Consider the following 26,023-nt stretch of genomic DNA (forward strand, 5'->3'; position numbering starts at 1 on the left):
CCCCGTGAAAGGGCCTTATCATATCATTTCAAGTCCGCAGAACATCATTTTCCATCCGGTGTGGCGGACGCGCAGTACACGGCGGACGGTATAATGCCGCGTTGTTTCTTTTAGCATTCCCTATCTTTTGCCGAGCTCTCCCACGTGAACCCGCTCTTAACCAAATTACAACCTTATCCTTTCGAAAAGCTGCGCGAGCTTTTTGCGGGCATCCAGCCGAATCCCGATTATTCTCCGATCAGCCTAGGCATCGGCGAGCCCAAGCATCCGACGCCTGCGTTCATCCAGAATGCACTGGCGGACAATCTTAGCGGATTGGCAAGCTATCCGTCGACCACTGGCGCCGAGGGCTTGCGTGCCGCCATCGCCGGCTGGCTGGAACGCCGCTATGGACTGCCGAAGGTCGATGCCGCCACACAGGTATTGCCGGTCAACGGTTCTCGCGAAGCATTGTTCGCGCTGGCGCAGACCATCATTGATCCGCGTCCCGGTGCGCTGGTGATGTGCCCCAATCCGTTCTACCAGATCTACGAAGGCGCGGCCTACCTCGCCGGCGCGGAGCCCTACTTTGTCAATTCCGACCCGGCGCGCAACTTTGCGCCCGATTACCGGAGTGTCCCGGCCGACGTATGGGAACGGGTGCAGTTACTGTATCTATGTTCCCCCGGCAACCCGACCGGCGCGGTACTGACGCTGGAAGACTGGAAGGAATTGTTCGCGTTGTCGGATCGTTATGGTTTTGTGATTGCCGCCGACGAATGCTATTCCGAGATTTACTTCAAGTCGGTTGCGCCGCTGGGTGGCCTCGAAGCGGCGCACCAGCTCGGACGTAGCGATTTCCGCCGCCTGATCGCTTTTTCCAGCCTCTCCAAGCGTTCGAACGTGCCCGGCATGCGTTCCGGCTTTGTTGCCGGCGATGCCGAGATCATGAAAAAATTCCTTCTCTATCGCACCTATCATGGCAGCGCGATGAGTCCATCGATTCAGTCTGCGTCGATTGCAGCATGGAATGATGAACAACATGTGGCGGAAAACCGTGCCAAGTACATCGCCAAGTTCAATGATGTCACGCCGCTGCTGCAAGAAGTGCTCGACGTACAACTGCCGGACGCCGGCTTTTACCTGTGGGCCAAGGTGCCCAAGCTGTCCGATACCGAGTTCGCGAAGCGTCTGCATGCCGAATATAATGTGACCGTGTTGCCCGGCAGTTATCTTGCGCGCGATGCCCACGGCATCAACCCCGGACAGAACCGGGTTCGCATGGCACTGGTGGCTGAAGTGTCGGAGTGCCTGGAAGCGGCGCGCCGCATTGTCGAATTTACCCAGAAACTTTCCTGATTTCCTGATTCACTTACGAAAAAAGCGATCCAAATGACTCAACAACTCCAACAGATCATCGACCAGGCATGGGAAAACCGCGCCGACTTTTCGCCGAAATCCGCTCCTGCCGAAGTCCGCGATGCCGTGGCGCATGTGCTTGAACAGCTGAATCAGGGTACCCTTCGCGTCGCTCAAAAAGACAGCGGCAACTGGGTCGTCAACCAATGGGTCAAGAAAGCCGTCCTGCTGTCCTTCCGCCTCGAAGACAATGTGCCGATGCCGGCCGGCGGCGACATGCAGTTCTATGACAAGGTTCCGACCAAGTTTGCCAACTACACCGCTGAAGATTTCGCCAAAGGCGGCTTCCGGGTAGTTCCGCCGGCAGTGGCACGCCGTGGCAGCTTCATTGGCAAGAATGTTGTGCTGATGCCTTCCTACGTCAACATCGGCGCCTATGTCGATGAAGGCACCATGGTCGATACCTGGGCTACTGTCGGCTCCTGCGCACAGATCGGCAAGAACGTCCACTTGTCGGGCGGCGTTGGCATTGGTGGTGTGCTTGAGCCAATGCAGGCCAACCCGACCATCATTGAAGACAACTGCTTCATCGGCGCGCGTTCGGAAATCGTCGAAGGCGTGATCGTCGAAGAAAATTCCGTGATTTCGATGGGCGTCTACATCGGGCAGTCGACCAAGATTTACGATCGCGCCACCGGCGAAGTCAGCTATGGCCGCATTCCATCCGGCTCGGTCGTCGTGTCGGGCAGCCTGCCATCCGCTGATGGCAAGTACAGCCTGTACTGTGCCGTTATCGTCAAGCGCGTGGATGCGAAGACCCGTGCCAAGACCGGGATCAATGAACTGCTGCGCGAAGCCTGATGGCCTGATGGCCTGATGGCCTGATGGCCTGATGGCCTGATGGCCTGATGGCCTGATCGTTTTACCGCGGAAGCGGGGCGTCATGTTGGCGCGCCCCGCCCTCGCAAAGCCAGGCTAACCGCAACGCGGACGGCCATACCGGATTCAACGCTTTACCAGCGGGCAGGGCCACCTGTCCCGCAAATTCCGCACAACACGCACGGAGGCCGACATGGCGATGGATCGCTTGTTCCAGTTAATGAAGGACAAAAAGGCATCGGACCTGTTCATCACGGTCAATTCGCCAATCCATATCAAGATCAATGGACATCTTCTTCCGGTCAATCAGCAGAAGATGGACAACGCGACAATCAAGTCGCTGCTTGCAGAAGTCATCTCCACTGCGCAATTGCAGGAACTGGAAACCCATAACGAACTCAATATGGGTATTCCCGTTTCCGGGCTGGGAAGTTTCCGTCTCTCCGCATTTCGGCAGCGCGGCACCATCTCCGCGGTATTCCGTTACATTCCGGGCGATATCCCGCGCCTTTCGGACCTGAGTGTCCCTCCGGTCCTGGCCGACATCATCATGGAAAAGCGCGGCTTGATCCTGGTGGTAGGGGCGACAGGTTCCGGAAAATCAACCACCATCGCGGCGATGCTGGATCACCGCAACATCCAGAAGACCGGCCATATCCTGACGCTGGAAGACCCGATCGAATTCCTGTTCACCAACAAGAAATCCATCGTCAACCAGCGCGAGATCGGCACCGATGCCGAAAGCCTGAAAGTCGCATTGAAGAATGCGCTGCGGCAGGCACCCGACTGCATCCTGATCGGCGAAATCCGTGACAAGGAAACCATGGCTGCGGCGCTTGCCTATGCGCAGTCAGGCCACCTTGTCGTCGCCACCCTGCATGCAAACAACAGCTATCAGGCGCTGACGCGCATCATCAATTTCTACCCGCTGGAAAACCGTCCTTCGCTGCTACCGGATCTTGCAGCCACGATCAAGGCGGTAGTGTCCCAGCGACTTGTGCTCGCCAAGGATGGCGGCCGCCGCGCGGCGGTCGAAGTGCTGCTCAATACGCGCCATATCGCCGAGCTGATCGAACAGGGCGACATCAGCCAGATCAAGGAAGCGATCGAAAAAAGCATGTCGCCGGGATCGCAGACTTTTGAGCAGGCACTGATGCAGTTGATCCAGGACGATGTAATTACACAGGAAGAGGCGCTGGCCAATGCGGACTCCGCGACCAATCTCTATTGGCTGATCAATAACGCCCAAGGCAAGGCGCCGGAACCCGAACCGGAACCAAAGAAGGACGACGGCCCGACCTTTACGGAATTCACCCTTAACGTCTGAGCCTCTACCTTTTTAACTTTTTCAATTCAATGGCAATTACTCTCTACGGCATTCCCAATTGCGACACCGTCAAGAAGGCGCGCACCTGGCTCGACCAGAACGGCGTTCCTTATACCTTTCATGATTTCAAGAAAGCGGGACTGAACGCGGATACCGTACACGGCTGGCTTAAACACGTCCCGTGGGAAACGCTGGTCAACCGCAAAGGCACAACATGGCGCGGCTTGCCTGAAGAGCGGAAAGCGGCAATCGTCGATGCCGGGAGTGCTGTCGCACTGATGCTGGAAACGCCTTCAGTGATCAAGCGACCAGTGCTGGTCGACGACAAGTCCGCATATGTCGGCTTTTCCGACTCGCTCTATCAGCAACACTTCGCCAAGTCATGAGCCGCACGCTTGCCCTGACCGAGGAACTGATTGCATTATCGTCCGTGACACCGGACGACAACGGCTGTCAGCAACGTCTGATTTCACACCTGGAGCCGCTCAGCTTCCGTTGCGAAACCATCAGGTCGGGCAATGTCAGCAATCTCTGGGCACGCAAAGGCAACGCCCAGCCACTGATCGTCTTTGCGGGACATACCGATGTCGTGCCAACCGGACCGGTGGAACAATGGACTTCGCCCCCCTTCTCGCCGACACGACGTGACGGCAGATTGTTCGGGCGTGGTGCCGCCGACATGAAGACGTCGATTGCGGCAATGGTGGTCGCGGTCGAAGAATTTGTAGAGGCCCATCCCGGGCATCGCGGCTCCATTGCCTTTCTGCTGACCAGCGATGAAGAAGGGCCGGCGACCGACGGCACAGCCGTTGTCTGCAACATGCTCAAGGTACGTGGCGAGCAGCTTGACTATTGCGTTATCGGCGAACCTACCTCGAGCGACATGCTGGGCGATGTGATCAAGAACGGCAGGCGCGGCTCGATGTCAGGCAGGCTGATCATCAAGGGCGTACAAGGCCATATTGCCTATCCGCAGCTCGCAAAGAATCCGATTCATCTTGCCGCCCCGGCCCTGGCTGAACTTGTCTGCGAAAAATGGGATGAAGGCAATGAGTACTATCTGCCCACATCTTGGCAGGTGTCAAATATCCATGGCGGCACAGGCGCAGGCAATGTGATCCCCGGCGAAGTTGTCGTTGATTTCAATTTCCGCTTTTCAACGGCAAGCACCATCGAAGGACTGCAGACGCGCGTACATGAGATACTGAACAAATACGATTTTGGCTACGACATCAAGTGGACCATCAGCGGACTGCCCTTCCTGACGCCGCGCGGCGAACTCAGCGAAGCCATTACACGCGCGATCAAGAGCGAGACCGGCATCGATGCCGATTTGTCGACGACCGGCGGCACGTCGGACGGCCGTTTCATTGCGCAGATCTGTCCGCAGGTGATCGAATTTGGACCACCCAACGAAAGTATTCACAAGATCGACGAGAACATCGAGCTGCGCTTCATCGATCCACTGAAAAACATTTACCGGCGTACGCTGGAAAACCTGCTGCTGTAGCACGCTTTCCCACCTTCGCCGCCCCCGTTTTTGATACCCGATACGCGTCGGGATAACCGAACACTTCAACACCCTCTCTTCATGACACCCAATAATTTCACTACTGTTCGCGATCTGTTGCGTTACGCCGTTACCCGGTTCAACACCGGCAATCTGTTTTTCGGCCACGGCAGCAATAACGCCTTCGACGAAGCCGCCTATCTGATTTTGCATACACTCAAACTACCGCTCGACAAGCTTGAACCTTTCCTTGATGCTCACTTGTTGCCGAATGAAACAGCGCAGGTGCTGCAAGTCATCGAGCGCCGCACCAGTGAACGTGTGCCCGCTGCTTATCTGACCAATGAGGCATGGCTGGGCGACTATCGTTTCTATGTCGACGAGCGCGTCATCGTGCCGCGCTCATTCATCGCCGAACTGATTCCGGAACAATTCTCACCGTGGGTTGAGGACGCGGAATCGGTGACCAGCATTCTCGAACTGTGCACCGGTTCAGGCTGTCTGCCGATCATGCTGGCCGATGCATTCCCGAACGCGCAAGTCGACGCGGTAGATATTTCGGCCGATGCGCTGGAAGTGGCGCGGCGCAATGTCGCCGACTATGCACTGGAAGACCGCATCAGCCTGATTCAGTCCGACTTGTATGGCAGCGTGCCGAAAAAGAAGTACGACCTGATCGTCACCAACCCGCCTTATGTCAATGCCGGCTCGATGTCCAAGCTGCCGGAAGAGTACCGCCGTGAACCACAAGTTGCGCTGGCAGGCGGAGACGATGGCATGGATCTGGTGCGCAAGATCGTCGCTGGCGCGGCGGAGCGGCTAACCAGGAACGGTGTCCTGATCGTTGAAATCGGTAATGAGCGCGCTTTCGCGGAAGCGGCGTTTCCTGACCTTGAGCTTACCTGGGTATCGACCAGCGCAGGCGACGACATGGTATTCCTGTTGACCGCAGACCAATTGAAGAAGCAATGATACGTTTTCAGCATGTCAGCCTCGCACGAGGCATCAAGCCGCTGCTTGAAGATGTCGACCTGACCTTGAACCCGGGCGACAAGATCGGCCTGATCGGCGCCAACGGCGCGGGCAAGTCCAGCCTGTTTGCGATGCTGCGCGGCGAACTCCACGCCGATCTCGGCGAAGTCGACTATCCCACGAAATGGCGCATGGCCTATGTCGCGCAGGAAACCCCTGCACTGGATCGTCCTGCGCTGGAATACGCAATTGACGGCGACGCCGACTTGCGCCGACTGGAAGCCGAGCTTGCGGCCCTGGAAAGCGGTCCGGAAAGCCATGGCGATGGCACACGCATTGGTGAGCTGCACGCAGCGCTCGCCGACGCTGACGCCTACACCGTGCGCTCGCGTGCAGAGCAGTTGCTGACTGGTCTTGGCTTCAGCATCGATCAGATGCAGCAGCCTGTCGCCAGTTTTTCCGGCGGCTGGCGTATGCGCCTGAATCTGGCCCAGGCGCTGATGTGTCCTTCCGAACTGCTGCTACTTGACGAACCGACCAACCACCTTGACCTTGATGCGATCATCTGGCTGGAAGACTGGCTCAAGCGCTACGAAGGCACGCTCATTATCATTTCGCACGATCGCGATTTCCTCGATGGCGTCGTCAATGTGATCGTTCATATCGATGAGCGCAAGCTTAAGCGCTATTCGGGCAACTACTCTTCCTTCGAGCGCCAGCGTGCCGCACACATGGCGCTGACTCAGGCTGCCGCCGAAAAGCAGTCACGGCAGCGCGCCCACCTGCAATCCTTCATCGACCGCTTCAAGGCGAAAGCCACCAAGGCAAGGCAGGCGCAAAGTCGCATGAAAATGCTGGCAAAGATGGAGGAAGTGGCGCCACTGCGCGCCGCTGCGGAGTTCTCCTTTGAGTTCCGCGAGCCACTCAGCGCGCCGAATCCTTTGTTGGTGATGGAAGACGTCATTGCCGGTTACCGGATCGAGAACGACAACGAGGTCACCGAGAAGCCCATCGTGCGGGGGGTCAATTTTTCCCTGCAGACCGGTCAGCGCATCGGCCTGCTCGGCGTCAACGGTGCTGGTAAATCGACGATGGTGAAAACCATTGCCGGCGAGCTGAAGCAACTGGAGGGCGACGTGCGCCTTGGCAAAGGCTTGTCGATCGGTTATTTCGCTCAGCATCAGGTCGAAATGCTCCGACATGACGAATCACCCTTATGGCACCTGGCCAAAATCGCACCAACCACGCGTGAACAGGAGTTGCGGAACTTCCTTGGCGGATTCAATTTTGGTGGCGAAATGGTGACCAGCAAGATCGCTCCATTTTCTGGCGGCGAAAAGGCCAGGTTGGCGCTGGCGCTGATTGTCTGGCAGCGCCCCAACCTGTTGCTGCTCGACGAACCAACCAACCATTTGGATTTGGAAACACGCGAGGCCCTGACCATGGCGCTTGCGCAATTCGAAGGCACGCTGGTACTCGTATCACACGATCGCCACCTATTGCGGGCCACCACCGATGAGTTCATGATTGTGGCGGATGGCAAGCTGCAGCCTTTCGACGGCGACCTCGACGATTACAAGGACTGGTTGTTCAAGACCAAGCTGGGCAAGGCCGATGTCACGTTGCCGACAACGGGCAAGGCGGACGGTGCGAACATCCAAACTGGCGTCACTGGCGCTGAATCGCGTGAATCCCGCGAAGACCGGCAAGAGCGCAGGCGCCTGGAAGCAGAGGAAAGGCAGCGCCTGTCTTCGCTGAAAAAACCGATCGAATCGCGCATCAAGCGCCTGGACGAACAGATGGCTAAGCTCAATGCGCGCAAGACGGAAGTCGATGCGAAGCTGGCCGATCCGTCAATCTACGACGATGCGAAGAAGGAAGAATTGAAAGCATTGATCCTTGACCAAGCCTATCTGGCAAAGGAACTGGAACAACTGGAAACGGAGTGGCTGGAACAGCAGGACGCACTCGAACAGTTATCCGCATAACATACCGCCCGTTCAGCGACGCGATAAGATAGGCGTCGTCACAACGGGCATCGGGTCAAACCAGGAAAAGAACCGCAAAAGACGGAAAGAGACACATGTCGCCAGCACACCATTCTGCCCAGCCGATTGACAAGCCCCTGCACGGGATTCGTGTTCTGGACTTAACGCGCTTGCTGCCGGGTCCGATGGCGACCATGCATCTTGCCGACATGGGTGCGGAAGTCATCAAGATTGAAGACTTGGGTATGGGTGACTACGCGCGCACCATGGGCCCGGTGCGCAACGAGGTGTCGCAATTTTTTGTCGCGGTCAATCGCGGTAAGCAATCCTTGCGCCTCGATTTGAAAAATGCAGAGGACCGGACAGCGTTCCTGGACATGGTCGCTACTGCCGACGTGGTGGTCGAAAGCTTTCGGCCCGGCGTGATGGACAAGCTTGGTGTGGGATGGCATGTCCTGAAGGAGCGCAATCCCAGACTGATCATGTGTGCAATTTCCGGTTATGGCAAAGACGGCCCCTTTTCGCAGTTGGCCGGGCATGACATCAACTATATCGGCATCGCTGGCATGCTTGAACAAAACGTGGGGCGCGACGGGACTCCCGCCTTGGGCAATCTCCAGGTCGGCGACTTGCTGGGCGGCGCGCAGGCCGCGGTCCAAGGCATTCTAGCTGCACTGGTTGGCGTTAAGTGCGGCGGGACTGGACGATTCGTCGACGTGTCGATGACCGATGCGGTATTTGCCCACAACATCATGCCTTTAGTAGCAGTGAATAATTTCGGGAAGCCGGCAGATCCAGGCCAGGATCTGCTTACGGGCGGCGTGCCCTGCTATAACGTTTATCGCACCAGCGACGGCCGCTTCATGGCGGTGGGTGCGCTGGAACTGAAATTCTGGGAAGGCTGCTGCGAGGTACTTGGCCGCCCGGATCTCAAGTCGCGCCACTGGAGTCTTGGACAGGAAGTTGGCGGCACTGATGCGCTGGCTGTGCGCAAGGAACTGGATGCCATCTTTTCTCAGGAAACGCTCGCCACCTGGACCGAACGTTTCAGCAAGTCTGACTGTTGCGTAACTCCGGTCCTCCGTACCGACGAGGCCTTGTCGCATCCGCTATTCGAGGCACGTGGCATGGCGGTGCGCAGCAAACATCCAACCGAAGGTGAATACTGGGCGACTGGCCCTGCAGTCAAATTCGATTCATGACAGGAGTGAAACCGTGCGCATGCTGACACTCTTTCCTGAATTGCTGACTGACCGCCTGCGGCTGCGGCAGATATCGCCGGCAGACGCTCACGCACTCTTCACGATTCACTCGGACCAGGAATGGATGCGCTGGTATGGTGTCGATCCGGTCAAGGATCCGGCCGAAGCAGCGCAACTGGCGGAACTGTTTGCTGGCTGGTTCGACGCCGGCACCGGTTTCCGCTGGGCTCTCGAACGCGTCGAGGACCGGCGCCTGATCGGCACCTGCGGGCTGTTCCGCTGGAATCGAAGCTGGCGCAATTGTGTCATTGGCTATGAGATCGCCCGCGACTGCCAGCGGCAGGGATATATGCGTGAAGCGCTTACCGCCGTGCTGGACTACGGCTTTAGCATGATGCGTCTGCACCGGGTTCAGGCGGAAACACATCCGGACAATGCGTCATCGATCGGACTGGCGACAAGGCTGGGTTTTCGCTTTGAGGGCATTCATCGCGAGCAGGCTTATTGGGATAACCGTTTCCATAACCTGAATTGCTATTCACTGCTGGAAACGGATTGGTCCGCAGTTCGGCGCGTGATGGCCAATGGAAGTGAAAGGGCCTTGTGATGCATATCTTACCTACCATGAATATCATCGGCTGCGGCAAGCTGGGCATGACCCTAGGCCGGCTATGGAATGACTGTGGCGCATTCACGATTGGCCAAGTGCTCAACCGCAGCCATCACAGTGCCGCCCTGGCGACAGGCTTCATGCATGGCGGCGTGCCGATTGCCCATTTAAATGCATTGCAGCCCGCAGACGTATGGCTGATCGGGACGCCCGATGACGACATTGCAGCCGCTTGCGAAAGCCTGGCCGCCAGTGGCCTCTTGCGACACGGCGATATTGTTTTTCACTGCAGCGGGGCCCTTTCCTCCTCTGCCCTTGCGGCAGCCTCGGCATGCGGCGCGTTGGTTGCCAGCGTGCACCCCATTCGCAGTTTTGCCGATCCGGCAGAAGTTGTGCAAAGCTTTACGGGAACCTATTGCGGTGCCGAAGGGGATATGGTGGCGCTGGAGCTTCTCAATGCGGCGTTTACTTCCATTGGCGCAAAAATTGTTCATGTCGACCCAGAATTCAAAACGCTCTATCACGCCGCGGCGGTATTTGCGTCAAATTACCTGGTCACTGTGCTCGACGTTGCCGTACAGGCATATGTGAAAGCCGGCATCGCGGAAGAGACGGCGTTGCAATTGATGGAGCCCCTGGTACGCGGCACGGTCGACGGGGTATTTCGGCTCGGCACGACGCAAGCGCTCACCGGCCCGATCGCACGCGGAGACATTGCCACAGCCGTCAGGCAATATCGGAGCGTCAATGCATGGGACGAACGACATGGCGAGCTTTATAAGCAACTTGGAAAGCTGACTGCCGACATCGCGGCTCGACGCCGCAACAAAGCTTGAATCCGGCACCTGGAGCAACTAAAGAAATTGTCTGATTTCGCGAAGCGGCCGAACACGATATGCAGGTAAAACAATTATTCAAGAATGCCAGCTGTTTTGACGTTGCGACCGTCAGGGCGGATTGCATGAGAAATCGCAGCAACCGCCGTTCTGCGATTCAGGTCTCCGGGAGAAAATTGAAGTGATTCAGACAGATGGATTGCAGGCTCTGCGTGTACCAGGTTGGACCACACCGAAAAATTTTGCCTTAGCGCTTCGGGCCGTAAATATCGTGACCAACTTCGTCAATCTGACGGCGCAGCGCGCGCCGCTCGTCAGCACTAAGCCTGCCCTGCCGGCGAGCGTTTTCGGCGGCCTCACCGGTGCGTCCTTCTGCAGGACCGCCGTAGCCGCTGCTATCCTGGCCGACGATGTCCCGGCTCCGGCGTCGATCGGGCTGAGCCTGCTCCCGCTGATGACGGAAGTCACCGCGCTCTTGCGCTACGCCCTGCACTTGAAAAGCCCGCACGATCTCGCGTCCCGAGCGCCAACCGTCAGAGGGCGAAGCGATTGCGATCGCCGCGCCGAGCGCCAACAGAAGAAATGTGCCAAGGAGTTTGAGTCGCATTGTCGATAACCGATTAGTCATCGTTACTGGCAGAAGTTACCCCGCAATCCGGGATACACTGCTAGCAACCATGAACCCAGTGTATGCTTGTTTGTGCGGCGCGATAATCCATGTAAGGTAAAGTTTGTAACACTTTGTAATGGTTTGCGCCAGACATATTCCCGCTTTTTTTTCTGACGTTACCATAGCGCCATGAATACGACAAATCTGACAACGAATCCGCCCGGGCATACGCCCAACGGCCATCAAGGCAAGATACTTGTGGTCGATGACGACCTGCGTTTGCGAGACCTGCTGCGACGCTATCTCGCCGAGCAGGGCTTTAATGTCGTCACGGCGGAAAATGCCCAGGCGATGAACAAGCTGTGGATCCGCGAACGCTACGACCTTCTGGTCCTCGACCTGATGCTGCCCGGCGAAGACGGACTTTCGATCTGCCGCCGCCTGCGTGGTGCCGGAGACCAGACACCGATTATCATGCTGACTGCGAAAGGCGAAGACGTCGACCGCATCGTCGGACTCGAGATGGGCGCCGACGACTATCTGCCCAAGCCATTCAATCCGCGCGAGCTGGTGGCCCGCATCAATGCCGTCCTGCGCCGCAAGGGACCGGACGAGATTCCCGGTGCGCCGTCCGAAACACCGCAGACCTTTACGTTCGGCGATTTCATCCTCGACCTGGGCACGCGTACGCTGAAGAAGAATGGCGAATCCATTTCGCTGACGACCGGCGAGTTCTCCGTGCTCAAGGTGTTTGCACGCCATGCTCGCCAGCCGCTGTCACGGGAGAAGTTGATGGAACTGGCCCGTGGCCGCGAATATGAGGTCTTCGACCGCAGCCTGGACGTACAGATTTCACGCCTGCGCAAGCTGATCGAACCCGATCCTTCCAATCCCATCTATATCCAGACAGTCTGGGGGCTGGGTTACGTCTTCATTCCCGAAGGCCAACCCCGCTAACGTCCGATCTTGATCCCCCTCATCGGAAACCGCCTTAACTGGCTTGGAAGCGGCCTGTTCTGGCGTACCTTCTTCCTGCTCGCTTTCCTGATCGCCGTCAGCATCATGGCCTGGGTGGCGAGCTTTCGTATTGTCGAACGCACGCCACGTGCTCAGCAAATGGCGGCGCAGGTGATCTCCATCGTAACGATCACCCGCGCCGCCCTGACCCATTCTGCCCCGGACTTGCGTCGCGAATTGCTATTTGACCTCGCCAGTAACGAAGGCATCCGTATTTACCCGCTGGAAAAAACTGACGTGGTCAAGCCGCCGCCTGATAGCGGCCTGATGCCGGTGCTGGAAGAAAGTGTCAAGGCGAGATTGGGCAAGGACACTAAATTTGCCGGCAGCGTCAACGATGTTGCCGGCTTCTGGGTGAGCTTCAAGATCGACGAGGATGAATACTGGCTGCGCCTGGACCGGGAGCGCATCGAAGGCGTGTCGAGCACCCAGTGGCTCGGATTGGCCACCACGACGCTGGTGCTGTCGCTCTTTGGTGCGGTATTCATCTCGAGGCTGATCAACCAGCCACTGGCGCGTATCACCACCGCAACGCGCTATATTGCCAAAGGACAGAAGCCGCAACCCCTCCCCGAGAAAGGTCCGGCGGAAATCCGCGAGGCCAATCGCAGCTTCAATCAGATGGTCGCCGATCTCGACCGTGTCGAATCGGATCGCGCGGTCATCCTGGCGGGTATTTCGCATGATCTCCGTACACCGCTGGCGCGCATGCAGCTCGAAGTGGAAATGGCAAAGTTGCCTGATGACGCACGCCAGGGCATGCAGTCGGATCTCGCGCAGATGGACGAAATCATTGGCCAGTTTCTTGAGTATGCGAAGCCCACCGACAAGTCTCCCGTCGCAAGCGTGGACCTGAGCGCGCTCCTTCGTGATTGCGCACATGAAGCCGAACGGCTACCCGACGTGAAGGTGACATCCAGCATTGCCGATGACGTTAATGTTTTCGGCAACGTGACTGACCTGCGCCGGGTCGTCAACAACCTGATCGAAAATGCCCGGCGCTACGGCAAGACACCGGAGAGCGACCAGACGTGCATTGACATCGCCTGCAAGGCTCAGGCAAGCATGGCGGTCATCGAAATCGCTGACCGTGGGCCGGGAGTGCCCGAAGAGGAAATGGAAAGGCTGCTGCGCCCGTTTACCCGACTTGACACCGCGCGCGGGCAAGCCAACGGTGCCGGGCTTGGGCTCGCGATTGTGGACCGTATCGTACGACGCCATCATGGGCTCATGAAGCTCTCGAACAATCCGACTGGCGGGCTTCGGATCCGTATAACGATTCCGGTCACCGGGATACTGTAATGTCGCCGAAGTGAGGCCACGGCGATCCGCCGGGCCTTCACTGTCAGCCCTCAACGCCGGGAAATGACGAATTGCGGCGTGCATCGATGCAAATGATGCGCACCGCTTACCATTTCAGTAAGGCGCAGTCGGCGCCAAGGCCGGTGCGTTAGGCTTGAACTGCAACGATTTGTACTCCAGGAATTCTTCCATTCCATACGGCCCCATTTCACGTCCGCGTCCGGACTGCTTGTACCCGCCAAAAGGAGCGAACAGGTTAAAGCCGCCACCGTTGATGTCGATCTGGCCGGTACGTAAACGCTTTGCCAGTTGCTGCGCGCGCTCGTCCGAACCCGCCCATACGCCCCCAGCCAGGCCGTATGGCGTTCCATTGGCGATACGTACCGCCTCTTCTTCGTCGCGGTAGGTAATGATCGACAAGACCGGTCCAAAGATTTCCTCCTGTGCGATCGTACTGTCCGGTTTCACGCGGCCGAATACGGTAGGCTTGACGTAATATCCCTTCGGTAGCTCCTCCGGTGCATCGGGGCCGCCGCATAACAGTTCCGCTCCCTCTTCCATTCCCTTGCGAATGTAATTGCGTACGCGTTCGCGCTGCGCTTCGGAAATCAGCGGCCCCAGTTTTGCGCTGCCGCCAAACGGGTCGCCAATGGAAAACGCCGATGCCGTTTCCACAGCAAGCTTTGCCACTTCTTCATACCGCGATTCCGGCACCAGCATGCGCGTGTGGGCCGAGCAAGTCTGGCCGCTATTAAGGAAGCAGGCATTGATGGTTCCTTTCACTGCCGCGGGGAGGTCCGCATCATCGAGGATCACGGAGGCGGATTTCCCGCCGAGTTCCAGCGCGACGCGCTTGACGGTGGCTGCCGCAACCTCGGAAATACGTTTGCCGGCACGCGTTGACCCGGTGAACGACACCATGTCGACGTCCGGGTGGCGGACCAGGGCTTCACCCGCGACCGGGCCGGTTCCGCTAATCAAATTGAAGACGCCGGGCGGTAAGCCTGCAGCGTCAATAACTTCGGCCAGGATGAATGCATTCACTGGCGCGACTTCCGAGGGCTTGAGAACCACGGTGCACCCTGCTGCCAGGGCTGCGGCTACTTTCGCTGCAATCTGATGGAGAGGATAGTTCCAGGGTGTAATGCAAGCCACTACCCCGACTGGTTCACGTACCACGCGCGAATTGCCGGTGACCTCTGACCATTGAAATTCACTTGCCATTTTGGCGTAATAACCGAAGTTCGCAATCGGCGATCCAACCTGTATCAGTCCGGCTAACTTGAGCGGCATGCCAACTTCCGCGGCAATCACTTTCGCAAGTTCATCGCTACGCGCCTTCATGCCTTCCTGCACTTTTTTCAGCAAGGCGCCGCGTTCAGCAGGCGGCGTATTGCTCCAGTGATCGAACGCGGCCCGAGCCGCGGTGACTGCTGCATCGGCGTCGTGCTCGTCGCCTTCCGGAATGGTCGCCATAACCTCTTCGGTCGATGCATTGATGACGTCGATTTTGCCCTTGCCGGACGGGGCAATCCATTTGCCGTTGATATAAAAATTATTCCACTCTTGCATGATCCGTCTCCAATTGATTTATATGACTCGCTATGTTCGCCGGGCTTATTGTTACATGGGATGCCGCGGCTTGCAGGTGGCGGAGTGCTTTCGCGTTGGTCGATACCTCTCGATTCCATATGGCATCGATTCCGCAATCGGCTTAGTTCGATATGTATCCGGCCGGTTCTTTTGCGCTGAGACAAATGATGTGTTTTTCGCCGGTATAAATTCGTTACAAGTACCGACACGACGAAACAAATTTCCCGTGGCGGCGTCTACAAAACACGGTTACACACAGTCTGCTGTTGTCCGCCGTCGTGGCGTGCGACATGCCAGTCCAGGAGAAGGTGGCCGCAGGTGATGGGCACCAGATGAAAAAGAATCCCCTTTACAGCAAGTCATCCCGGGCTCGTCGCGTCGATACGACCGCGTCCGCCGCACCGGGCCGTCCTGCATCACAATCGCGTTCACAAGCTGTTCCGCCATCGGACCAGGCAGGTCCGCATGTTTCCGCTAAGGCTTCCGCCGCTTCCAGTTCGGCAACGCGCCCGCGTCGTTTTAACAGAATCCGCATGCTAGCGAGCAGACATGAGAGGCTGTTATTGATATTCACCTCCGTTTTGCTAAGCGCCATGCTGTTTTACGGGTACACCGAATTGCGTCCGGTCGAGCGGAAGCTGACACAGAAAGACATCGACGCTGCCGTCATGCACACGCTGGACCGGAACGTCCTGCCGTCACCGGAAGCAAAAGCCTTTGCACGCATACGCCCCTCTGTGGTGCGTGTCACGCAAGTTGGCGGAAATCAAAATCAAAAGGAGACGACGCCGGCTAAAGCCCTGGGCGTAGGTACAGGTGTCGTTATCGTTGATCGCGGCATCATCCTGACCAATCTGCACGTGGTGGAAGGGGATAATAAAATTCAGATTGACTTTGCTGACGGTACCAAGTCCGACGCAGTGATTTTACAAAGGCAACCTGAAAACGATCTTGCAGTATTGCAGGCCACCACCATACCTGACGATTTAATTCCTGCAACCTTACGTTCGACACAAGGACTTGCCGTGGGCGACAAGGTGGTCGCAGTGGGATTTCCATTTAACATCGGTCCGTCCGCTTCGTCCGGCATCGTGTCGGGCCTCAAGCGCAGCTATCACTCCGAAGACGACAAACGGATGCTTGCCAACCTGATTCAGTTCGATGCGGCGGCCAATCCGGGCAACTCCGGTGGTCCGCTGATTACCATGAATGGCGAGGTGGTCGGCATTGTTACCGCAATCCTGAGCCCGAACCCACAAGGGTCGTTTATCGGGATCGGTTTCGCAGTCCCGATTGAAACCGCCGCGGCCGCTGCAGGTGAAGCACCATTCTGAAACCGTAACGAAGCATTCATATTGAACAGGCAGGAGCCCATGGAAGACAGAGACAAGGTCAGTACCGAAGTATCACGCCAGATGGAGCAGGTGCTCTACGAGGTCAAACGCATTGTGGTCGGCCAGGATCATTTCCTGGAACGGGTGCTGGTGGCGATTCTTGCGCGCGGCCATTTGCTGGTGGAAGGCGTGCCGGGACTAGCCAAGACGCTGACTGTCAAAACGCTGGCGCGCACCATACAGGGAAGTTTCAAGCGTATTCAGTTCACTCCGGACCTGGTGCCTGCGGACCTGATCGGCACCCGCATCTACAACCAGAAATCCGGCGAATTCACGACGTCGCTCGGACCGGTTTTTGCCAACCTGATCCTTGCCGACGAGATCAACCGCGCGCCGGCCAAGGTACAGAGCGCGTTGCTGGAAGTCATGCAGGAATGTCAGGTAACGATCGCCGGCGATACGCATAAGGTGCCGATGCCTTTCCTGGTCATGGCAACACAGAATCCGATCGAAACAGAAGGTACTTATCCACTCCCGGAGGCACAGGTCGACCGCTTCATGATGAAAGTGCTGGTCAACTACCCCACCGAGGAAGAAGAATTTGTCATCGTGAATCGCGTGACCGGCCCCGCCTCCGACATTGCAGCAGTCACCAGTACTGAGCAATTGGCACGCCTGCAGCAGCAATGCAGCGAATGCTATGTGGATCCTTCGCTGGTGCACTATGCCGTACGCCTGGTCGCGGCCACACGTGATCCGGACCGCTACAACGTGCCTAATCTCGCGCATTACCTGACATGCGGCGCCAGCCCGCGTGCATCGATTCACTTGGTTGAAGGTGCACGCGCACTCGCACTCTTGCGCGGCCGCAATCATGTGCGACCTGAAGACGTCAGCGACCTGGTCCCGGATGTCTTGCGTCATCGGCTTGCGCTCTCCTATGAAGCGCTGGCGGACGCGATCACGCCTGATCACATTATCCATCGCATCATGAAACACATACCCGCTCCTGAAAGGATGCTTGAAACCCATGTCCGAGTTGACGCCAACGCCTGAAGCCGTTCTCCGCCGCATCGAACTGACGGTGCTACGTCAGCTCGATGGGATGCTGCATGGGGATTACCACACCCTGTTTCGTGGGCTCGGCATGGATCTGGCCGACCTGCGCGAATACCATTATGAAGACGATGTACGACATATCGACTGGAACGTTACCGCACGCATGCAGACTCCTTACGTGCGCGAGTATTATGAAGAACGGGATGTCACCGCCTGGTTTTTGCTCGATCTGAGTGCGTCCGAGGATTTCGGATCGCAAGAAGTGACCAAGCGTTCGCAGGCGGCTGAAGTGGTTGGCTTGCTGTCGAGCATGTTAACCCGGCACGGCAACCGTGTTGGAGCCCTGTTTTATGGAGGCAGCGTCGACACGGTGATTCCATCCGGCAGCGGCAGGCGCCATGTATTGCAGATCCTTCACAGGATGATGGCACGCGAACGGCTGGTGCATTCCGGAGCGACACGGCTGGAGGATTTACTGAAGACATCGGCGCAAGTCATGAAAAGACGATCGCTCGTGTTTGTGATTTCCGACTTCATCTCCCAGCCTGGCTGGGAAAAAGCCATGGCGCTGTTAACGCAGCGGCATGACGTACTTGCCATGCGCCTGTACGATCCTCTCGAAATGGAGTTGCCCGATCTTGGTCTGCTGACCATGCAGGATTCTGAGACCGAGGAACAATTACTGGTGGATACGCACGATCACGCTTTCCGCTCGCGCTTCAGCGCTGCCGTGACGCGGCGCGAGGACGCTTTGCACGAAGCATTTGCCAATGCCGGTGTCGACGTACTTGAACTGTCGACTGAAGACATGGTAGTGGACGCGCTGGTCCGATTTTCCGAACTGCGCAAGGGCCGTAGCCGCCTGATGGCGGGAGGCTCGTTGCCAATGCATATGGGGCGAAGATGACTTTTATCTGGCCTGGTTTCCTATGGTTCCTGTTATGTGTGCCGCTACTCGTATTGACGTACTGGCTGATGCTGCGCAGGAAAAAAAAGCATGCGGTCCGCTATGCCGGGCTCACGACTGTCAAGGAAGCAATGGGACGCTCGCAGCAGTTCCGTCGCCATTTGCCGCCCTTGCTATTTTTGATCGCCTTGACGGTAATGTTGCTGGCCGTCGCGCGTCCGGCGGCGCTCGTCACCTTGCCGTCGCAATATGAGACCGTCATTCTTGCCATCGACGTGTCGGGCAGCATGCGCGCAAGCGATGTGAAGCCAACGCGTATTGCAGCGGCGCAAGCGGCAGTACAGGGATTCGTCGAGCAGCAGCCACGCAATACGCGCGTAGGGGTCGTCACCTTCGCAGGCACTGCGGCACTGACCCAACCGCCAACGGAAAACCGGCAAGACATTCTTGCCGCGATTGATCGTATCCAGTTGCAACGTGCTACCGCGATAGGCAGTGGAATCCTGGTATCGTTGAAGGCCATTTTTCCCGAGATCGAGTTCAATCTCAACTCGTCCGATCCACGCCCTGCAGAAAGAGACAACAGTGAAGCACGTGCCATTGGTGAAAGGCCAAAGGAAAAGCGCGCTGACTTCAAACCCGTGCAACCAGGGTCGTACATGTCGGCGGCAATCATTCTGTTGACCGATGGCCAGACCACCACAGGTCCGGACCCGATTGAATCTTCCATGATGGCCGCTGAGCGCGGAGTCCGTGTGTTCACAGTGGGTATTGGTACCACCGAAGGAGAAGTCGTTGCGGGCGAAGGATGGTCCATGCATGTGCGGCTTGATGAAGACTCGCTTAAAAAAATCGCTGCGTCGACAGGAGCCGAATATTTCTATGCCGGTACCGCGGACGACTTGGCCAAGGTGTACAAGGTGCTCAATTCCAAGCTGACCCTGGAGCGCAAGGAAACCGAAATCACGGCGCTGTTTGCAGCGGTCGCCGCATTCTTTGCGCTACTGTCAGCGATGCTGTCAATGCTGTGGTTTAACCGCATTCTGTGATTCCGGAAATACCGCACGACGAAGGACTTCGCGACCATGGTGCGGAGTCCTTTGCATCTCGGGAAATCGTTATCGCCGCCTATGGTGAATCAACCATGACCGGCTGGGGTTTGCCCGATGGAGAAAATATTCCCGCTTTTTTGCAACGGCTGCTGCCTCACACTTGCGTTGTCAATGAGGGTGTTCCGGCAACGACTGCGCGTCAATTGCTTACTGGCAATGACGGCAAACATATGCAACCGTGGCGCCGCCAGATGCGGGATAGCCGGGCATCCATCATCGTACTGAACCGTGGCATTAACGAGCCGTACAACGGGGAATCGCCGGCGGACTTCAAGCAGGCACTACAAGAGCTGGCGATCACCGCTCTGCATGCAGGCAAGATAGTCGTACTGCAGACACCAAGCCCTACGATTACTGGTACCGAGCTCGATCGCGGCGTGGCAACCAGCGCACGCGTCATCCGTGAAGTAGCCCATGAGTTGCAGCTACCGCTATCTGATGCGCACCGTCTCGTGCAGCGTTTGCTACGGGAAAAGGGGAGTACCACTATTCCAGATGGAGTGCATCCGACAGCGGAGGTGTACCGAGTCATGGCGCTCGACCTGGCGCAGATCATCACGCCTCTTCTGGCCTCGCTCCAGGGGCCGGCTTGAATGGAAGATTCATCCGGAAACTGTGTCGGCCATCACGATATCATGGCTTGCCAATTCTTAAGGAGGGATTCCCATGTTCGAGGTTGCCGGACTAGACCATATCTACATCGCTGTTTCCGATTTGCGGCGCTCGGAGCTGTTTTACGACCGGGCAATGACGACGTTGGGATTTCATAAAAACTCGTTCACGCTGGAAGGTGATCCGCACATTCAATATTTCAATCGCCATTTCGGTTATGTGCTGCGCCCGGCGCGGACCGCACGAGAACATGATAACTACGCTCCCGGTTTGCACCATCTTTGTCTTCGTGTTAATTCGATCGACGATGTGATCAATGCGGCTAAAGCGCTGAAGGAAGCTGGAGTCGACGCACCTCCGGCAAAACACTTTCCGGAATATGCGCCTGATTATTGGGCGACATTTTTCTCAGATCCGGATGGCTTGCGCCTTGAGATCACCAACTACAGGCAGGAGCGCCGTGAACGCCATGACAATTGGGACGAACTGGTCGGAAGGGAAAAATCTAAACCGATCGATCATGTTTAGTCGTGAAAAGAACCGGCTTCTTCTCCAGTAAATGTTAGGCATTCCTGCGTGTAAGTTAAACGATCAACTGGCCTACTTTACAGCCCACAGTTGGACTGTTACGATAAATAAGAGCAGAACTCTGTTTCGCTATGCAGAACAACATGAAGCGACAGTCCTCTGCTGTAGTTCCTGACTTGCTTAGCCCGCAAGGTGCATAAGAACGGGCGGTGACAACACAGCCAGTGCGCAGTTGCACCGCCATGTTCAACACAGGATGCGTTTTGCAAATTACCCAGGAGACACATAATGAGCGTCAAGCAGTTATTCAGCCTCGAAGGTCGTATCGCATTGATTACCGGTGGTTCTCGCGGACTGGGATTGCAAATGGCTGAGGCGCTCGGTGAAATGGGGTGCAAGCTCGCCCTAACTGCGCGCAAAGCGGATGAATTGTCCGAGGCAAGGACCCATCTTGAACAGATGGGATATGAAGTGCTGACTGTCGTCAACGACTTGTCTAACACCAGTCAGATTCCCGGCATGGTGGATCAGGTCATGCAGCGCTTTGGCGCCATCGACATCCTGGTAAACAACGCTGGCGCAACCTGGAGTGCACCTGCTGAAGAGTACCCCGACGAAGCCTGGCGCAAGGTGTTGGGGCTGAATGTCGATTCCTTGTTCTTTGTGGCACGTGAAGTCGCAAAGCGCAGCATGATCCCAAGAAAGTCCGGCAAGATACTCAACATCGCTTCTGTCGCTGGATTACGTGGAAGCGCCGTCAACGTCAACACGATCGCGTACCACACATCAAAAGGCGCCGTCGTCAACTTCACTCGCTCCCTCGCGTCCGAATGGGGAAAGTACAATATCAATGTGAATGCGATCTGTCCCGGCTTTTTCCCGTCCAAGATGTCGGCTGGCTTGCTGGAGAAGGTTGCGGAGTCCGTCATTGCACGAGCGCCCCTGCATCGTATCGGCGGTGACGAAGACCTGAAAGGCATTGTCGTATTTCTCGCCTCGGAAGCGTCGCGCCATATCACCGGCCAGGCCATTGCTGTGGATGGCGGCATCAGTGCAGTGTAAGTGGAACCGATCTCGCCGAACCCCGCCATGCGGCATCACGCCGCATTAACTGTTTATTGAAGAAAACCATGTCCGACCGCCATCTGGCATTCTGGCCAGGCACCCTGCCGAAACACCTGACGGTGCCGCAGACCAATCTTTACTATAACGTGGAAGTGTCTGCGACACGTTTCCCCGATAAACCATACATCCTGTTTTACGATACGCCAATCACCTTTGCGGAATTCCGCGATGAGACCGAGCGCATTGCCGGTTTTCTGCAGCAGGAGTGCAAGGTAAAACAAGGCGACCGCGTGTTGCTCTACCTGCAGAACAGCCCACAGTTTATTCTTGCCTACTACGGCATCTTGCGGGCGAACGCGGTCGTCGTTCCTGTCAATCCCATGAATCGCACCAACGAGTTGCGTCACTACGTGTCCGATACCGGCGCAACCACGGCGGTCGTACCCCAGGACCTGTATGCACAAATAGCTCCGCTCCTCGGTGAAGGACTAGAGCAAGTAGTCGTGGCAGCCTATTCGGATTACCTGAAGCGGCCTACCGATCTGCGGATACCGGAGTTTGTCAGCGCTCCGCGTGAGCCTATCACTGGCAAAGGCGTGACGCTTTGGTCGGATATGCTCGCAAAAAATCTGCGGCCTGGTCCGCTGACGACCGGCCCGGACGACCTGTGCGTCATGCCTTATACATCGGGCACCACCGGCAATCCCAAAGGCTGCATGCACACACATCGCAGTGTCATGTATAGCGTGGTGGCAAGCATGCAGTGGTTTGGCACGCAACAAGATGCGACTTTGCTATCCGTACTGCCGTTTTTCCATGTCACCGGTATGCAGGGAAGCATGAGCGGACCGCTCTATCTCGGCAGCACGATTGTGTTGCTGCCGCGCTGGGATCGGGAAGTCGCTGTGGAATGCATACAGCGTTATCGCGTGACCTCGCTGCAGGTGATTTCAACCATGGTGGTTGACTTGCTCGCGAACCCAAAGATTGGTGAATACAACCTGTCGAGTATTAAAGGTGTACGCGGTGGTGGCGCAGCGATGCCGGAGGCGGTTGCGCAAAAATTGAACGATATATTCGGTGTGCCTTACGTTGAAGGTTACGGCATGTCGGAAACGATGGCCGCAACCCATATCAATCCGCCGCAGAGACCAAAGAAGCAATGCCTCGGCGTGCCGCTCTTCGATGTTGACGCACGTGTTGTCGATCCATCAGACTTTCATGAATTGCCGCCCGGCGAGGTCGGTGAAATCGTCGTCAATGCGCCCAACGTCATGCTGGGATACTGGAATCATCCGGAAGGTACGCGTGAGGCTTTCGTCGAGATCGGCGGCAAGCGCTTCCTGCGGACCGGCGATCTGGCCATGACCGATGAAGACGGGTACTTCTTCATGGTCGACCGCCTTAAGCGCATGATCAATGCATCGGGTTTCAAGGTATGGCCTGCTGAAGTTGAAGCACTGATGTATCAGCACCCTGCAATACAAGAGGCCTGTGTAATCGGCACGCGCGATCCTAAACGTGGCGAGACGGTGAAAGCAGTGATCGTCTTGCGCGAAGCCTTCCGTGGCAAGGTGAGCGAGCAGGACATTGTCGAATGGGCGCATCAAAATATGGCCGCCTACAAGAGTCCGCGCATCGTGCAGTTTGCCGAATCCTTGCCCAAGTCGTCGACGGGGAAGATTCAATGGCGTGAATTGCAGGAGAAGGAAAATGCTGCCTGAAAAGAAGTCACTCACAGGCTATAAATAGAAAATCATTTGGGACAGGAGACAACATGCGTTTTGAAGAAAAGGTAGCCATCATCACCGGCGCTGCAAGCGGGATTGGCCGCGCGACCGCACTCCGTCTGGCGCGCGAAGGCGCGTGTGTAGCACTGGTCGACCGCAATGATGCCGGCCTTGCCGAACTAGCCGCGCAACTGCCTGATACATTGAAGGTATGGTCGCGGGCGCTCGACATTTCCCGCGAGGAAGAAGTGCAGGCTTGTGTGAACGATGTCTTCACCCGCTTCGGACGCATTGATGCCATGTGCAATAACGCCGGTATTTCCGGCGGTGACTACTCTGCAATTACAGATACCGACACCAGCGTCTGGCAGCAAATCCTTGCTGTGAATGTCATGGGTGCTGTCCACTTCACCAAATACGCCGCGCGCATCATGTGTGAGCAGCGCAGTGGCGCTATCGTCAATACGGCATCCGTGGCGGGCGTACGCTCCGGTGCTGGCGGTAATGCGTACAGCGCATCGAAAGCAGCGGTGATCAACCTGACAATGACTACCGCCTGCGACCTCGGCCAATGGAATGTACGCGTCAATGCAGTTTGTCCCGGTCTGATCGAAACTGGAATGACTGCGCCTGTGTTTGAACGGGCGCGCGCTGTCAACAAGGAAGACAAGTTGGGCTCCCGCTGTGAGTTGCGTCGTTATGGACGACCCGAAGAGGTCGCCGCGGTGATCGCCTTTCTCGCCAGCGACGATGCCAGTTATGTGACCGGGCAAGCGCTGCCGGTCGATGGGGGCAACACCGCCTCCTTGAATTTGCCGGGTATGAAAGTCTGACCTGCGCCTTGAGGACTTCAGAGTAATTTCACCATCATTGGATATCACTATGGTGCGTCATCGGCATGCGATGCATTTAATCGCCTGCCGATGACGCACCACGTTCCGTAACCAATCAGCAAGGCAACGAAAGAATCGGTTGGAAATGGAAGGCTCGAGCGAGATGCTACGTTTGAGTAGAATGGTGGATACTCGCAATTACGGCTTCTTCGCCGCATGTATCATGCCTCCAAAAGATTCTGCGACTCGCAATCAGCCCAAGTCGCCTTCCGACCTTTTCCTTTCCTTCACCTTTATCGCATTACAGGGGTTTGGCGGTGTATTGGCAGTGATTCAACAAAATCTTGTTGAACGCAAACGTTGGCTGACGAGAGAGGAGTTTATTGAGGAATGGGCTGTCGCGCAGATCATGCCCGGACCCAACGTCGTCAACCTCGCACTAGTGATTGGTGGACGCTATTTTGGTTTACGCGGCGCACTCGCTGCCCTGGCCGGAATGATTCTTGTCCCTCTTCTGCTTTTGCTAGTTCTTGCAGCCATTTATGCACGGTTCGCCGACCATCCCGGGACTGCTGGCGCACTACGTGGGATGGGCGCCGTCGCAGCTGGCTTGATCGGTGCCACCGGCTTAAAACTAGCCACCACGCTTCAAAACCATCCTCTTGGCAGAGGGCTTGTGGTCGCATTTTGTCTCCTCGGCTTTATCGCTGTTGCTTTACTGCGCTTCCCCTTGGTCGCCGTTTTACCAATCTTGGGAGGTCTTAGCTGCTTTCTGACCTATCGAAAGATGAAGCCTTGAACTTGCCCCCGTCACTTCATCTTGAGTTAATGGATTGGCTCAGTCTTTTTGGACAGTACATGCTCTTGTCCTTACTGTCGATTGGCGGAGCGATTTCCACGACTTCAGAGATGCATCGCTTTCTCGTCGACGAACATCACTGGCTTACGCCTAGCCAGTTCAACGCGTCGATTGCCATTGCGCAGGCGGCGCCTGGCCCGAACGTTCTTTTCGTTGCATTGATGGGCTGGAATGTCGGTATGAATGCAGGTGGGCTGTCTAATGCATTACTCGGCGTCGTGATTACCATGGTAGGAATTCTTCTACCGAGTACCACGCTGACCTACCTTGCAGCTCAATGGGGATACCGTAATCGCGAACTCCGTTCCGTCCGTGCATTTAAGTCCGGCATGGCTCCTATCGTCATTGCACTATTACTTGCAACAAGCTGGACGCTTGCCAGTGTAAATAGCACAGGCAATGATCAATGGAAATTATGGATGGTCTCGATCGTATCGGCGCTAATCATTTGGAAAACGAGACTTCATCTCCTCCTCTTGCTAGCAACCGGCGCCTTGCTTGGATGGTTCGGTTTTATTTAACGCATCTCTGAAGTTGCCGTACATGCAATGCTATCCGCCTTTGCCGCCGTGTGACGTTGTGCGAGTCCGCCATGTTGGGGACCTGCCTCGTCGAATTTCCATGCCTTGCCCGAACCGCCAGACGCCGCGAGCATGAGTGAGCTTTTAGGCTAGATGCGCGGAGGACATTAAAAGAAGGACTGCGATGCTGGATGGGAAGGAGGCGCTGGAACGCAAAAAGCCCCATCCTGTTGGGGATGGGGCTTTTGGTAATACAAGCCTGACGATGACCTACTTTCA

Annotated in this window: 25 protein-coding genes; 23 read left to right on the forward strand and 2 right to left on the reverse strand. The window is 56.7% G+C overall.

The window, feature by feature from the left end:
- The first annotated feature begins 144 nt into the window (after nucleotides 1-144).
- From dapC to ASE07_RS06825, 10 genes are all read left to right on the forward strand, one after another.
- The gene (dapC, locus tag ASE07_RS06780; protein ID WP_057290053.1) at nucleotides 145-1,338 is read left to right on the forward strand and encodes a succinyldiaminopimelate transaminase; all 1,194 of its coding nucleotides are present in this window, start codon (nucleotides 145-147) and stop codon (nucleotides 1,336-1,338) included.
- A gap of 33 nt (nucleotides 1,339-1,371) precedes the next feature.
- Nucleotides 1,372-2,199 (forward strand): 2,3,4,5-tetrahydropyridine-2,6-dicarboxylate N-succinyltransferase, encoded by an 828-nt coding sequence (gene dapD, locus ASE07_RS06785; RefSeq protein ID WP_057290054.1) that lies wholly within the window; start codon nucleotides 1,372-1,374, stop codon nucleotides 2,197-2,199.
- Nucleotides 2,200-2,410: 211 nt separating this feature from the next.
- Nucleotides 2,411-3,544, forward strand: coding sequence for a PilT/PilU family type 4a pilus ATPase (locus tag ASE07_RS06790; RefSeq protein WP_057290055.1), 1,134 nt, complete (start codon nucleotides 2,411-2,413; stop codon nucleotides 3,542-3,544).
- Nucleotides 3,545-3,573: 29 nt separating this feature from the next.
- A complete protein-coding gene (locus tag ASE07_RS06795; RefSeq protein ID WP_057290056.1) occupies nucleotides 3,574-3,930 on the forward strand; it encodes an ArsC family reductase in 357 nt (118 codons plus the stop codon).
- The gene (gene dapE, locus ASE07_RS06800) at nucleotides 3,927-5,054 is read left to right on the forward strand and encodes a succinyl-diaminopimelate desuccinylase (protein WP_057290057.1); all 1,128 of its coding nucleotides are present in this window, start codon (nucleotides 3,927-3,929) and stop codon (nucleotides 5,052-5,054) included. Before ASE07_RS06795 ends, dapE begins: the two co-directional genes overlap by 4 nt.
- Nucleotides 5,055-5,135: 81 nt before the next feature.
- Complete coding sequence (prmB, locus tag ASE07_RS06805; RefSeq protein WP_057290058.1) at nucleotides 5,136-6,026, forward strand: 50S ribosomal protein L3 N(5)-glutamine methyltransferase; 891 nt, start codon at nucleotides 5,136-5,138, stop codon at nucleotides 6,024-6,026.
- Complete coding sequence (locus ASE07_RS06810; protein WP_057290059.1) at nucleotides 6,023-8,014, forward strand: ATP-binding cassette domain-containing protein; 1,992 nt, start codon at nucleotides 6,023-6,025, stop codon at nucleotides 8,012-8,014. Before prmB ends, ASE07_RS06810 begins: the two co-directional genes overlap by 4 nt.
- A gap of 95 nt (nucleotides 8,015-8,109) precedes the next feature.
- Nucleotides 8,110-9,216 (forward strand): CaiB/BaiF CoA transferase family protein, encoded by a 1,107-nt coding sequence (locus ASE07_RS06815; protein WP_057290060.1) that lies wholly within the window; start codon nucleotides 8,110-8,112, stop codon nucleotides 9,214-9,216.
- Nucleotides 9,217-9,235: 19 nt separating this feature from the next.
- Nucleotides 9,236-9,823 (forward strand): GNAT family N-acetyltransferase, encoded by a 588-nt coding sequence (locus ASE07_RS06820; protein WP_057290061.1) that lies wholly within the window; start codon nucleotides 9,236-9,238, stop codon nucleotides 9,821-9,823.
- A gap of 17 nt (nucleotides 9,824-9,840) precedes the next feature.
- Entirely contained in the window at nucleotides 9,841-10,662 is an 822-nt protein-coding gene (locus tag ASE07_RS06825; protein WP_156396434.1) for a Rossmann-like and DUF2520 domain-containing protein, read from the forward strand.
- Nucleotides 10,663-10,909: 247 nt separating this feature from the next.
- Here the strand turns inward: ASE07_RS06825 and ASE07_RS06830 are convergent, their stop codons facing one another.
- On the reverse strand, nucleotides 10,910-11,269 hold the full coding sequence (locus tag ASE07_RS06830) for a hypothetical protein (protein WP_057290063.1): 360 nt from the start codon (nucleotides 11,267-11,269) through the stop codon (nucleotides 10,910-10,912).
- Nucleotides 11,270-11,461: 192 nt separating this feature from the next.
- On the opposite strand from ASE07_RS06830, the gene ompR reads away from it, so the two are divergent.
- Together ompR and ASE07_RS06840 are read left to right on the forward strand one after the other, a co-directional pair.
- Nucleotides 11,462-12,229, forward strand: coding sequence for an osmolarity response regulator transcription factor OmpR (ompR, locus tag ASE07_RS06835; RefSeq protein WP_057290064.1), 768 nt, complete (start codon nucleotides 11,462-11,464; stop codon nucleotides 12,227-12,229).
- A gap of 12 nt (nucleotides 12,230-12,241) precedes the next feature.
- Nucleotides 12,242-13,591, forward strand: a complete 1,350-nt coding sequence (locus tag ASE07_RS06840; RefSeq protein ID WP_057290083.1) for an ATP-binding protein — start codon at nucleotides 12,242-12,244, stop codon at nucleotides 13,589-13,591.
- 114 nt (nucleotides 13,592-13,705) lie between these two features.
- Here ASE07_RS06840 and ASE07_RS06845 read toward each other — a convergent pair whose 3' ends face one another.
- Nucleotides 13,706-15,163 carry an aldehyde dehydrogenase family protein gene (locus tag ASE07_RS06845; protein WP_057290065.1) on the reverse strand — a complete coding sequence of 486 codons (1,458 nt, stop codon included), beginning with the start codon at nucleotides 15,161-15,163 and terminating at the stop codon, nucleotides 13,706-13,708.
- A 584-nt stretch (nucleotides 15,164-15,747) separates the two neighbouring features.
- On the opposite strand from ASE07_RS06845, the gene ASE07_RS06850 reads away from it, so the two are divergent.
- From ASE07_RS06850 to ASE07_RS06900, 11 genes are all read left to right on the forward strand, one after another.
- The gene (locus ASE07_RS06850) at nucleotides 15,748-16,518 is read left to right on the forward strand and encodes a S1C family serine protease (protein WP_327196046.1); all 771 of its coding nucleotides are present in this window, start codon (nucleotides 15,748-15,750) and stop codon (nucleotides 16,516-16,518) included.
- Nucleotides 16,519-16,557: 39 nt separating this feature from the next.
- Nucleotides 16,558-17,574, forward strand: a complete 1,017-nt coding sequence (locus ASE07_RS06855) for an AAA family ATPase (protein ID WP_057290066.1) — start codon at nucleotides 16,558-16,560, stop codon at nucleotides 17,572-17,574.
- Nucleotides 17,549-18,484 (forward strand): DUF58 domain-containing protein, encoded by a 936-nt coding sequence (locus tag ASE07_RS06860; RefSeq protein WP_057290067.1) that lies wholly within the window; start codon nucleotides 17,549-17,551, stop codon nucleotides 18,482-18,484. Before ASE07_RS06855 ends, ASE07_RS06860 begins: the two co-directional genes overlap by 26 nt.
- The gene (locus ASE07_RS06865; RefSeq protein ID WP_057290068.1) at nucleotides 18,481-19,533 is read left to right on the forward strand and encodes a VWA domain-containing protein; all 1,053 of its coding nucleotides are present in this window, start codon (nucleotides 18,481-18,483) and stop codon (nucleotides 19,531-19,533) included. The genes ASE07_RS06860 and ASE07_RS06865 overlap by 4 nt, the downstream gene beginning before the upstream one ends.
- Nucleotides 19,530-20,189 (forward strand): SGNH/GDSL hydrolase family protein, encoded by a 660-nt coding sequence (locus ASE07_RS06870; protein ID WP_057290069.1) that lies wholly within the window; start codon nucleotides 19,530-19,532, stop codon nucleotides 20,187-20,189. The genes ASE07_RS06865 and ASE07_RS06870 overlap by 4 nt, the downstream gene beginning before the upstream one ends.
- A 73-nt stretch (nucleotides 20,190-20,262) precedes the next feature.
- Nucleotides 20,263-20,736 carry a VOC family protein gene (locus ASE07_RS06875; protein ID WP_057290070.1) on the forward strand — a complete coding sequence of 158 codons (474 nt, stop codon included), beginning with the start codon at nucleotides 20,263-20,265 and terminating at the stop codon, nucleotides 20,734-20,736.
- A 288-nt stretch (nucleotides 20,737-21,024) separates the two neighbouring features.
- Nucleotides 21,025-21,798: an SDR family oxidoreductase gene (locus tag ASE07_RS06880; protein WP_057290071.1), complete on the forward strand. Its 774-nt coding sequence runs from the start codon at nucleotides 21,025-21,027 to the stop codon at nucleotides 21,796-21,798.
- Nucleotides 21,799-21,866: 68 nt separating this feature from the next.
- On the forward strand, nucleotides 21,867-23,525 hold the full coding sequence (locus ASE07_RS06885) for a long-chain fatty acid--CoA ligase (protein WP_057290072.1): 1,659 nt from the start codon (nucleotides 21,867-21,869) through the stop codon (nucleotides 23,523-23,525).
- A 53-nt stretch (nucleotides 23,526-23,578) separates the two neighbouring features.
- A complete protein-coding gene (locus ASE07_RS06890; protein ID WP_057290073.1) occupies nucleotides 23,579-24,364 on the forward strand; it encodes an SDR family NAD(P)-dependent oxidoreductase in 786 nt (261 codons plus the stop codon).
- A 223-nt stretch (nucleotides 24,365-24,587) separates the two neighbouring features.
- On the forward strand, nucleotides 24,588-25,163 hold the full coding sequence (locus tag ASE07_RS06895) for a chromate transporter (RefSeq protein ID WP_057290085.1): 576 nt from the start codon (nucleotides 24,588-24,590) through the stop codon (nucleotides 25,161-25,163).
- Nucleotides 25,164-25,192: 29 nt separating this feature from the next.
- Complete coding sequence (locus ASE07_RS06900; protein WP_057290074.1) at nucleotides 25,193-25,744, forward strand: chromate transporter; 552 nt, start codon at nucleotides 25,193-25,195, stop codon at nucleotides 25,742-25,744.
- Nucleotides 25,745-26,023: the final 279 nt, after the last annotated feature.

It is taken from the genome of Noviherbaspirillum sp. Root189, assembly GCF_001428545.1.
Taxonomy (GTDB): domain Bacteria; phylum Pseudomonadota; class Gammaproteobacteria; order Burkholderiales; family Burkholderiaceae_D; genus Noviherbaspirillum.